Below are 12,955 nucleotides of genomic sequence, written 5' to 3' on the forward strand. Positions count from 1 at the left end.
CCGATTCACGGCCGTTCGGAGAGCACGCGCGAGAGGATCGGCCCGATGACGGCGAGCGACTGCGGTTCGATCATCTCGTTGTGCCCGCAGTCCACGGGTTGCTCGTCGATCCGGCCGGTCACGAGCGGCCGCCACTCGTCCGCCGACCGGGCCCGGGTCGTGCCGTTTCCGTCGCGCGTGGCGGGGAAGATGAGCAGATCCCCGTCGTACACCCGGGGCACGAAGTGGTGGGCGAGCCACCTCGAACTCTCGTACCCGGCGGCGATGCGTTCGAGGTCGTGCCCTCGCACTCCGGTCTCGGTCCCGAACGATTCGTCGATCAACCGCGCGGCGTGCTCGTAGGTCATCTCACCGTCCCCCTCGGTCTGGAGTCCCAACCCGCGCAGGAGGTCCCGGATCTCGAGCCGGCCGACCAGCGGGTCCTCGCCGCCCACGGGGTAGCTGTCCATGACGGCGAGTGTGGCGACCTCTTCGCCGGCTGCCTGCAGTTCGACGGCCATGGCGTGCGCGATGACCCCGCCGAGCGACCAGCCGAGCAGGTCGTACGGGCCGGTGGGCTGGATGGCCTGCATTTCCTCGATGTAGCGGTGGGCCAGTTGCTCGATCGTCCGGTAGTCGCCGTCATCGCTGATCGTGGGCAGCTGCAGTCCGTACGCCGGCCGGTCGGGAGGGAGATACCGCACCAGACCGGCGTACCCCCAGGACAGGCCGATGCCCGGATGCACGCAGAACAACGGTCGCCCGCTTCCGTGCGCACGCAGCGGAATCACCACGGCGAGTGCCTCTTCCATACCGGCGCTCCGATGCGGCAGGTCGAGGCGGCGGGCGATCCCCGCCGGTGTCGGGTCGAGGAACATCCACTGCAGCGGAACCCTCCGGTCCAGCGCGGCCTGCAGTGCGCTGACGATCCTGGTGGCGAGGAGCGAATTTCCACCGAGATCGAAGAAGCTGTCCGCGGTGCCCACCCGGTCCACCCCGAGAACCTCCGCGAAGGCGTCCACGACGATTCGCTCGTTTTCCGTGGCCGGTGCCCGGAACGCCGCACCGGTCGAACCGAACTCCGGGGCGGGCAACGCCTTCCGGTCGAGCTTGCCCACCGGGGTCATCGGAATCCGATCGAGTACGACCACCGCGGACGGCACCATGTGGGCGGGCAGTCGCTCGGACGCGTAAGTGCGCAGTCCCGCGGGCTCCACCTCCTGCCCGTCCTGAGCCCGCACGTACGAGGCGAGCACGGTGTCACCGGACGGGCCGGTGTGACCGACGCTGGCGGCGAAGGCAACCGCCGGGTGACGGGCGAGCACGGCGTCGATCTCCCCGAGTTCGATACGGAATCCACGGACCTTGACCTGGAAGTCGCTGCGCCCGATGTACTCGAGTGCGCTCGCCGACTCACGCCAGCGCACCACGTCACCGGTCCGGTACATCCGGCACCCCGGTTCCCCGAAGTGACAGGCCACGAAGCGTTCCGAGGTGAGCGCCGCCCGGTTGTGGTACCCCCGTGCCATACCCGGTCCGGCGATATACAACTCGCCGGGCACACCGACCGGGACCGGCTGCAGCCGCTCGTCGAGGACCAGGAACGCGAATCCCCGGGCGGGTGCCCCGATGTTCACGCTCTCGCCGGGACGCATCGGGGCGCTGACGCTCGCCTGGATCGTGGTCTCCGTGGGCCCGTACCCGCTGTGCAGGCTCCGCCCCGGCGCCCACCGCGCCACCACCTCCGGCGGGCACGCCTCGCCCACCAGGTCCAGGACCCGGAGCGAATCGAGTCCGTCGTTGTCGAGGGCCGCCAGTGCGGTCGGCGTGATGGTCGCATGAGTCACCTGCTCGCGACGGAACAGATCCGCCAGTTCGCTGCCCCCGACGATGGCAGGCGGCACGATCACGACGCGCGCCGACGCGCCGAACGCCATCATCAGCTCGAACACCGAGGCATCGAAACTCGGGGACGCCAACTGCGAGACCCGGGACTCGCGGGTGACCTCGAACCGTTGGTGCGTCTCCGCGGTGAAATCGGCCATACCCCGGTGGGTGACGGTGACGCCCTTCGGCCTTCCGGTCGACCCCGACGTGTAGATGAGATAGGCCGGGTGAGCGAGGTGCAACGGACTCGTCCGATCCGCGTCGGTGATCGGTGCCGACGACACGGCCGACGCCTGCGCGGCGAAGTCCTCGTCGTCGAGGATCAGCCACGGAACGGTGTCGGGCAGGGTGCTCCGGCGACTTCTCACGGTGAGGCCGAGCACAGCCCGGCAATCGGTGAGCATGTAGTCGATGCGGTCGCGCGGGTAGGTGGGGTCGACGGGCACGAACGCCGCGCCTGCCTTGGTGATCGACCAGATCGAGACCACCGACTCGATCGACCGGGGCATTCCGACTGCCACGAACGTCTCCGGTCCCACCCTGCGTCCGCGGAGAACCCGGGCCACCCGGTTGGACCACTCGTCGAGTTGGCGGTAGCTGACCCGGCGGTCCCCGAGGGACAGGGCCACCGAGTCCGGGGCGAGTGCGGCGGCGGCCGTCAGCAGATCGGGCCACAGCTCGGGGCGCACCTGCAGCTCGCCGCGGGCAGGCACCATCGCCCGCAACTCCACCGCGTCGAGGAGGGGGAGGTCGCCGATCGGCCGGTCCGGATTCTCGGTGACGGCGTCGAGGATGCGCACGAAGCGGCCGGCGAAGCCGCGGACCGTGTCGGGGTCGTAGAGATCGGTCGCGAAGTCGACGGCGCCGCTCATCCCGGCCGGCGCACCGTTCGCGTCGAACTCCTCCGCCAGGAGGAATTCGAGATCCACCTTGACCACGGCGAGCCCGGGATCGATTCCACGGACTTCCAGTCCCGGCAGTGTCAGCACCGGTCGCTCGTTGTTCTGGAATTCCAGCGAGACCTGGACGAGCGGAGCATACGCCGTCGATCGGGTCGGGCCGACCGCGTCCACCACCCGCTCGAACGGAACGTCGGCATGGGCGAAGGCTTCGAGGTCGACGTCGCGACAGTGCGCGGCCAGGGCGGTGAACGACTCGGCCGCATCCACCTGTGTGCGCAGGGCGAGCGTGCCCACGAACATGCCCACCAGGTCGTCGAGTGCGGGGTCTCCCCGGCCGGCGATCGGGGTGCCGACGGCGACGTCCGGGGTTCCCCCGAGACGGCTGAGCAACACCGCGAGGGCGGCGTGCACCGTCATGAATTCGGTGGAGCCGAGACGTCGCGACAGTTCGCTGATGCGACGGTGCAAGTCGCTGTCGACGGAGAAGTGGATGCGCGCGCCGCGGAAGGACTGCTGGGACGGCCGATCCCGATCCGTGGGGAGTTCCAGAAGGTCGGGGGCGCCGGCGAGTGTGGTCGTCCAGTAGTCGAGTTGCCGCGAGATCAGCGACCGGGGGTCGTCGCCCGAACCCAGCGACTCCCGTTGCCACAGGGCATAATCGGCGTACTGCACCGGCAGGGGCAGCCAGTCGGGTGCGCCGCCGCCGACGCGGGCGCCGTACGCCGTCATCACGTCGCGCACCAACGGGACCATCGAGAACCCGTCCGCCGAGATGTGATGCACCACCACGGCGAGTACGTGCTCGGTGTCGCTCAGCGAGTACAGTCCGGCCCGCAGCGGGATCCGCGCGGTGAYATCGAAACCCGCCGTGACCAGCCGGGTCAGCTCTTCCCGCAGGCCGTGCTCGTCCGCGACGGGGACGGGGGTCAGAGTGGGCACCGCACCCTCGGCGGGCAGGATCTGCTGAACCGGCCAGTCCCCGCGGACCGGGAACATCGTGCGCAGCGACTCGTGCCGGGCGACGACGTCGGTGAGTGCCGAGTTCAGCGATCCCACATCGAGGTCCCCGCTCAGTGACACCACGATCGGGATGTTGTAGGCAGCCGAGGTGGTGTCGAGCTGATTGACGAACCACATCCGCTGCTGCGCGTACGACAGCGGGATGTCCTCGGGCCGGGTGCGGGCCGCGAGCACCGGACGTCCGGACGGCCCGGCGCCGGCGTGCTCGATTCGTGCCGCCAGCGCGGCGACCGTGGGCGCCTCGAACAGATCCCGCACCCCGCAGTCGGTGCCGAGCAGCGCGCGCAGCCGTGCCATCACCCGGGTGGCGCTCAGGGAGTTGCCACCGATGTCGAAGAAACCGGCGTCGGCGCCGACGCGCGCGAGGCCGAGTACCTCCGCGAAGACGACGGCCACCGCGTCCTCGATCGGACCGACCGGAACCCGGTCGTGCCCTGTCCCGGAGAGCAGGTCGGGTTCGGGCAGTGCCGTGCGGTCCAGCTTGCCGACGGCGGTCAGCGGAATGCGCTCCAGCACCGTGATGGAGGTGGGCACCATGTGGGACGGCAGGCGGTCCGCCAGGTGCCGGGTGAGTACGGCCGGGTCGAGGGAGCGACCCGACGCCGGAACGACGTACGACACCAGCAGGGTGTCTCCCGCGGGGCCGCGGTGCGCGAGAGTGGCGGCGAATCCGACGTCCGGCTCCGACATGAGGGTGGAGTCGATCTCGCCGAGTTCGATGCGGAAGCCGCGCACCTTCACCTGGAAGTCGGTGCGGCCCACGTACTCGATGCTGTGGTCTGCCGTCCACCGCACGATGTCGCCGGTGCGGTACATCCTCTCGCCGGGGCGGACGGGGTGGGCGACGAACCGTTCGGCGGTGAGTGCCGGTCGGCGGTGGTAGCCGCGGGCCAGGCCGGCCCCGGCGAGATACAACTCGCCGGGAACTCCCACGGGGACCGGTTGCAGCCGGGAGTCGAGCACCAGTTCCGTCACCCCGCGGATCGGCCCGCCGATGGTGATCGGGTGCCCGGGGACCATCGGCTCGCTGATGTTGGACATGATCGTCGTCTCGGTCGGTCCATACGCGTTGTACAACCGGCGGCCCGGCGCCCAGCGGGCGACCAGTTCGGGTGGGCAGGCCTCGCCGCCGAACACCAGGTCCGTGAGCTGCGCCAGCCCGGCCGGATCGAGTGACGCCAGCGCAGCGGTGGTGATGAAGGCATGGGTGACGCTCCGGTCGGCCAGCAGCCGCGCGAGTTCCTCGCCGCCGAACACGCTGGGCGGCGCGATCACCATCGTCGCGCCGGCACCGAAGGCCTGCAGGTACTCGAACACCGACCCGTCGAAACTCGGTGTGGAGAAGTGCAGAGTCCGGGACTGCGGTGTCGCACCGAAACGTTCGAGCTGGTCGAGAGCGAAGTTGTCGAGTCCGCGATGGGTGACCACCACACCCTTGGGCACACCGGTGGACCCCGACGTGTAGACGGCGTACACGGCGGTGTCCAGCGTGACCGGACCGCTCCGGTCGGCGTCGGTCACGGGTGCCCCCGCGCGCTCGGCGCACTCGGTCGCGAAGCCGGGTTCGTCCAGGGCCAGCCAGTGCGCGGTGCCCGGGAGCCGGCCTCGGTGTTCGGATGTGGTCACGCCGAGAGTGACTCCGGAATCGACGAGCATGTGAGTGATGCGCTCGTCGGGGTAGTTCGGATCGATCGGCACGAACGCCGCACCGGTCTTCGCCACCGCCCACACCGACAGCATCGAGTCGAGGGACCGCGGTATCCCGATGGCCACGAACGTCTCCGGGCCCGCCCCACGGGCGATGAGTGCGCGCGCCAGGCGATTCGACCGCTCGTCCAAATCGCCGTAGCTCACGTCGCCGTCCTCGGAGGACAGTGCGATCGCGCCCGGATCGACCGCGGCCCCCTCGTCGAGGATCTGCGGCAGCGTCCGGGTCGACCCGCCCGGACGGCCGCGGACCGGCACCAGGTCGGCGCGCTCCCGGTCGGTCAGCAGCGACAGCGCGGCCAGCGGCTGGTCCGGACGAGCGCACGCGTCGAGTACATGCAGCACGCGTCCGGCGATGTCGTCGATGGTGTCCGTGTCGAAGACGTCCGGGAGGTACTCGAATTTCAGGCGCAGACGAGCGTCGACGGATGCCACGAGACTCAGCGGATAATGGGCCGCATCGCGCGCATCCACTCCGGTGACGCGCATTCCGGCGATGTCGGTCTCGGTGGAGAGCCCGGCGCGGTCGACGGGGTACGACTCGAACACCGTCAGCGTGTCGAATCCGACCTCCGGCCCGGCTGCACTCTGAATCTCGGCCAACCCGAGGTAGTGGTGATCCAGCAATGCCGCCTGCTCGGCCTGCACGCGCTCGAGCAGAGCACCCACCGTGTCGTCGGGGCGCAGCCTGACCCGGACGGGCAGGGTGTTGATGAACAGTCCGACCATCGTCTCGATGCCGGCCAGTTCGGGAGGCCGCCCCGAAACGGTGGCACCGAACAGCACGTCGTCGCGGGCGGTCAACGTACCCAGCACAATCCCCCACGCGACCTGCACGAGCGTGTTGACCGTCAGGCCACGCGACCGCGCGACATCACGCAGGCGTGTGGTGTGGTCCTCGTCCAGGTCGAAGACGAACTCGTCGGACATCGTGGACAGCCGCCGTCCCGGATCCGAGCGGGCCAGCAACGTCGGTCCGTCCACCCCGGCGAGGGCCCGAGCCCACACCTCCCGGGAGGCGCCGTGATCTCGGCGGCTCATCCACGCCAGGTAGTCGCGGTACCCGCGGACGCGGGGCAGCGGCGACGGGTCCCCGTCGGTGGCGTAGAGCGTCAGCAATTCCCGGACCAGCAACGGCATCGACCAGCCGTCGAGGAGGATGTGGTGGTTGGTCGACACCAGCCGGTAGCGGTTCGGCGCGGTCGCGATCAGCATGAACCGGATCAGCGGGGCACGTGTCAGGTCGAACGGGCGGACCCTGTCCTCGGCCAGCAGTCGCGCAACCTCGGCAGCCGCGGCGTCCTCGTCCAGAGCCGTGAGTGGGACGTCGCGCCAGGGCGCCTCCACCCGTCGCCGGATCACGTGGACGGCGTTGCCCTCGGCGTCGTGCCGGAAGCCGGCGCGCAGATTGGCGTGCCGGGCCAGCAGCGCATCGGCCGCGCGGCGCAGTCGATGCGGATCCACGGTGCCCTCGAGTTCGAGGCTCACCTGCACCAGGTAGACATCGAGGGAGTCGTTGGCGAGTTCGGAGTGAAAGAGCATGCCGGACTGCAGGGGCGACAGCGGCCACACGTCCGTCAGGTCCGGACAGACGTGTTCGAGGTCCTCGATCGCATCCTGCCGCAGTTCGACGAGATCGAGATCCGACGGTGTGAACCCGCCGCCACCCGACTCCGCATGCGCGCCGAGAGCAGCGAGTGCCTGCACCCACAGCTGCGCGAGTTCCTCGACCTCCTCGCGGGTGAGGACGCCCGGCGGGTACGTCCACGTGGAGTTCAGCTGGGGGCCGTCGCCCGAGTCGACGGTCATCGCGTTGACGTCGACGACGGCCGCGACGGGCACCGCCGACTTCTCGCGCAGTCCGGGTTCCTCGACCGGCACCCACCCCTCGTCGGTCGCCGTGGCGGTCGGGCCCATCCTGCCGAGATAGTTGAAGCTGACCTGAGGCATCGGCAGCGGCGAAAGAACCTGCGCCGTCTCGTCGTTCAGGTACCGGAGAAGTCCGAAACCGATGCCGTGGTCGGGAACGGCGAGGAGTTGCTCCTTCACGGTCTTCACCGCGGCCCCCGCGGACGGGCCTGCGGCGAACGCGTCGTCGAGGTCGACCCCGCTCAGATCGAGTCGCACCGGGAAGATCGTCGTGAACCAGCCGATTGTGCGCGCGAGATCAGCGCCCGGCACCAACTGCTCCTCGCGACCGTGTCCCTCGAGACTGACCAGCGCGCCGGGCAGTTCGATCCCGCGTCGTCGCCGCCAACTCGTCAGCGCCATGGTCAGCGCCGTCAGCAGCGCATCTCCCACACTGCCGTGGAAGGCCCGCGGCACGGTCGTCAGGAGCGTCTCGGTCAACGGGGCAGGAACCCGGACCGCGATGTCCGCGGCCGTCTCGGCGGTGTCCGACGCGGTCACCGGGCGCGACCCCAGCAGCGGGTCGGGCGCGTGCAGCATTCCCCGCCACAGTTCGACCTCGGCGGTGCGCTGGGGTTCACGCGCGGCGTCGGCGAGTGCGTGCGCCCACCGGCGCATCGACGTCCCCGGTGGCTCCAGCGCCGGTGCCGCGCCGGACTGCAATTGCGCGCACACCGCCGCGAGGTCGGGGATCAGGATCCGCCAGGACACACCGTCCGTCGCCAGATGATGGACGACGAGCAGCACGCGACCCGGGTGTTCGGCCCCGTCCAGCCAGACCGCCTGCATCATGACGCCCGATTCCGGGTCGAGCCGGTCGAGGGCACCGTCCAGTTCGGCGCCGACATCGTCCATCCGCCCCCGGCGGAGAACGGTCGCCGCCCGCACCGACCCTTCGGCCTGCACCTCCATCGACCAGCCCTCTTCGGTGCGGGACGTGCGGTACAGCCGGGCCCGCAACAGGTCGTGCCGATCCAGCACGGCCTGCAGAGCTTCCGTCAGGGTGCGTTCGTCCACCGTGGCGGGCAGCGTGAACAGTGCGGACTGCGAGAAGCGGCGGAAATCCCCACCCCGGGCGAGCATCCACCGCACGATCGGGGTCAGCGGAATCTCGCCGATCCCGCCTCCCGGCAATTCGTCGAGAACAGCGGTCTCGTCGTCCGTCCCGGCCGCCGCGGCCAGCCCGGCAACGGTTTTCCGTTCGAACACCTCGCGCGGCGAGATCAGTATCCCGGCGCCCTTGGCGCGAGTGACCAGTTGGATGGACATGATCGAATCCCCGCCGAGGGTGAAGAACGAGTCGTCGACCCCCACCGAGTCGAGGCCGAGGACCTCCGCGAACAGGTCGGCGAGGATCCGTTCGGTCTCGGTGACCGGGCTGCGGCCCGCGGTCACCCGCTGCCCGAAGTCCGGTTCGGGCAGGGCTTTCCGATCGAGTTTGCCGTTCACCGTCCGCGGCAACTCGTCGAGAACCACCACCGCGGCCGGCACCATGTGCGACGCCAATCGCACCGCGGCCGCATCGATGATCGCGGCCGGGTCGATCGCCGCGCCGGTCTCCGGCACCACGTACCCCACCAACCGGTCCCCGCGGGCCGTCACGACCGACTGCGACACCCCCTCGCACGCGAGCAGCGCCGCTTCCACCTCACCGAGTTCGATCCGGTAGCCCTTCACCTGCACCTGGAGGTCGTTGCGGCCGAGGTACTCCAACTGGCCGTTCCCGTTCCACCTGCCCAGGTCGCCGGACCGGTACATCCGGGCGCCGGGAGTGAAGGGGTCGGCGACGAATCGGCCGGACGTGAGGGCGGCCCGGCCCAGGTAGCCGCGCGAAACCTGCGCACCCGAGACGTACATCTCCCCGACCACGCCCGGCGGCACCGGATGGAGTCGACCGTCGAGCACGTACACGCGCAGCCCGGGCAGTCCCCGGCCGATCACCGATGCGGACTCCTCCTCGACGAGGTCCCGGTCGATCGGCAGGTGGCTGACGTGCACGGACGTTTCCGTGATGCCGTACATGTTGACGAGGACGGGCGCGGCGTCGCCCCGGCGTGCGTACCAGCGCCGCAACTGGCCGAATTCGAGGGCCTCCCCGCCGAAGATCACGTATCGCAACGACAGGCCGGGACCACCGGCGAGGCGATCGGCCTCCGCCAATTGGTAGAAGGCGGTGGGGGTCTGATTCACGACCGTGACGGTTTCGCCGCGCAGGAGTTCGAGGAACTTCTCGGGTGAGCGCGCCGTGAAATAGTCCACCAGCACCAGCCGGCCACCGTGTGCGAGCGCTCCCCACATTTCCCACACCGAGAAGTCGAACGCGGCGGAATGGAACATGGTCCACACGTCGGCCGGTCCGAATCCGAACAGCGTCTGGGTGTTCGCCAGTAACGTGATCACGTTGCGGTGCGAGACCTGCACGCCCTTCGGCTGCCCGGTGGAACCGGACGTGTAGATCACGTACGCCACCGAGTCCAGGTGCAGTGGAGTACGACGGTCGTCGTCGGTCACCGGTAGCGCCGAGAACTTCTGCAGCGCAGTCACGCTTTCGGGGTCGTCCAGCACCACCACCGGGACCCCGGCGCCGCGGAAGGTCGCGGCGTCCGCAGTCGTGGTGAGCACACACTCCGGCCGGGCGTCGCCGAGCAGGAACACCAACCGCTCGGCAGGAGAGGCCACATCCACCGGAAGGTAACCGGCGCCCGACTTCACCACCGCGAGCAGCGCCACGACGAGGTCGACCGACCGCGTCATCGCCACCGCCACCAGCGTTTCCGCACCTACCCCCTGCGCCACGAGCAGTCGCGCGAGCCGGTTGGCCCGGTCGTCGAGTTCGCGGTATGTCATCGACGCGCCGTCGCAGCGCACCGCGACGGCATCGCCCGCGGATGCCACCATGCGATCGAACGCGTCCACGAGCGACAGCGGTGGGACGTCGGTCCCCGGCCGATGCGCGGCGGTGAGCACGAGTTCGCGTTCGGGCGCGTGCAGGATGTCGATGTCCCCGACGGGTGTGGCTGGGTCGGTGGTCACGGCCTCGATCACGCGCACGAAGCGCTCCGCGAAACTCTGTACCGACGCACGATCGAACACGTCGGTCGCGTAGCGGAGGCCGGCGCCGATCCCGGCCGGAACCCCCTGCTCGTCGACTCGCTCCACCAGGCTCAGCTGCAGATCGAACTTCGCGACGTTCAGATCGACGTCGAGCGACCGGGCGGTCAACCCGGGCAGTTCCAGGTGGGTGCGGGTGGCGTTCTGGAATTCGATCAACACCTGGAACAGGGGTGAGTGCGCGGTGGACCGCTCGGGTGCGAGTTCGTCCACCAGACGCTCGAAGGGAAGGTCTGCGTGCTCGAACGCGCCGAGGTCCGCCGACCGCACGTCGGTGAGCACGTCGGCGAACGACGATCCTGGTGCCACCGCTGTGCGGAGCACCAGCGTGTTGACGAACATTCCCACCACGTCGTCGAGTGCCGCGTGGCCCCGGCCCGCGATCGGGGTTCCCACCACCACGTCGTCCGATCCCGACACTCTCTCGAGCAGCACGGCCAGCGCGGCGTGCACCGCCATGAACAGCGTCGAATTGTGCTGGCGTGCCAGCTCGGTCAGAGCTTTGTGGACGGAGGGCGGGATGTCGAACGGGACGACGTCTCCGAGGAGCGACCGCTGGAGGGGTCGTTGCCGATCCAGAGGCAGTGGCAGCACGTCCGGGATGCCCGACAACGTCCGCGCCCAATAGCCGAGTTGCCCGGACATCATCGAATCGGGCTGGTCTTCGGTGCCCAGAGCCGCTCGCTGCCACAGGCTGTAGTCGGCGTACTGCACGGGCAGCGGCGCCCAGCCGGGTGCCTGCTGCTGCGCGCGGGCGGTGTAGGCGAGCATCACGTCCCGCGCAAGAGGTGCCATCGAGAAGCCGTCGGCCGCGATGTGGTGCGCGACGAGGGCGAGAACGTGCCGTTCGGGAGTGAGTTCCCACAGTCGCACCCGGATCGGAAGGTCCTCGGTGACATCGAATCCCACGCCGAAGAATGCGGTGAGCGAGTCGTGAAGGGCCCCTTCGGCAACCGGGACCGGTTCGAGGTCAGGGGTCGCGAGCGCGGAATCGACGATCACCTGCCGGGGTCCGTCGGCGGAACCGGGAAACACGGTCCGCAGCGACTCGTGGCGGTCCATGACGCCGCCGAGTGCCGCTCGTAGCGCAGACAGGTCCACCGCGCCGTCCAAGTCGAGGGCGACCGGAATGTTGTAGGCCGGTGAGGAGGTGTCGAATTGGTTGATGAACCACATGCGCTGCTGCGCGAGGGAAAGGGGAATCCGCTCGGGCCGCGCCGTCGCGGTGAGTGGCGGGGAGGCGGAACTCGTCCTCACGTCCGAGTCGATCCGGACGGCCAGATCGGACACCACGGGTGCGTCGAACAGCGCCGCGACACCCAGAGTCGTGTCCAGTGCGCTGTTGATGCGTCCCACCGCCCGGGTGGCACTGAGCGAGTCTCCCCCGAGGTCGAAGAAGCTGTCGTCGGCCCCGACGCGATCGACATCGAGGACGGCGGCGAAGGCCGTGGCGATCGCTTCCTCCGCGGGTGTGGTGGGGGCGCGATATCCGATCGTGCGCGTGCCGAAGTCAGGTTTGGGCAGGGATTTTCGATCGAGTTTGCCGTTCACCGTCACCGGCAACTCCGCCAGCACCACCACCACCGACGGCACCATGAACCCCGGCAACGCCACCGCAGCCGACTCCCGCACCACCCGCTCGTCCACCACCGCACCGGCCACCGGCACCACATACCCCGCCAGATAMTCCCCCGACGACCCATCACCGCGCAGCACCACCACCGCCTGCGCCACATCCTCCCGGCGCAACAACACCGCCTCGATCTCCCCCAACTCGACCCGCTGACCCCGCAACTTCACCTGAAAATCCGTACGCCCCAAATACTCCAACACCCCACCCGGCAACCACCGAACCCGATCCCCCGTCCGATACAACCGCGAACCCTCCACCCCAGCACCGAACGGATTCGCCACGAACCGATCCGCCGTCAAATCCGGCCGCCCCTGATACCCCCGCGCCAACTGCACACCCCCGAGATACAACTCCCCCGMCACCCCCACCGGCACCACCCGCAACCGCCCGTCSARCACGTAGACCTGCGTATTCCACAMCGGCACCCCGATCGGCACCACCGTCCGATCCGCCCCCGTGACCTCGTGGAACGTCACATCCACCGACGCCTCCGTCGGACCGTACAGATTGTGCAGCTCCGCCCCGCTCACCCCGCGCAGACGTGCCGCCGTTGCCGACGGCAACGCCTCACCGCTGGTGAACACCCGGCGCAACGCACCGCACCCCTCCACGTTCGCCCCCGCCAGGAACACCTCGAGCATCGACGGCACGAAATGCACGGTGGTGACCGACTCCTCGCGGATCACCCGTTCGAGATACGCCGGGTCACGGTGCCCATCCGGCTCCGCGATCACCAACCGCGCACCGACGATCAACGGCCAGAACAACTCCCACACCGACACATCGAACGTCACCGGCGTCTTCTGCA

The 12,955-nt window shown here is 69.5% G+C and carries 1 protein-coding gene; it reads right to left on the reverse strand.

What is annotated here, in order from left to right; genetic code table 11:
* Window positions 1-5 precede the first annotated feature (5 nt).
* A partial coding sequence (locus tag AC1D1G_RS11755) for an amino acid adenylation domain-containing protein (RefSeq protein ID WP_477952234.1) occupies window positions 6-12,955 on the reverse strand: 12,950 nt, incomplete at its 5' end.

Source organism: Rhodococcus sp. P3_B8 (assembly GCF_056402775.1).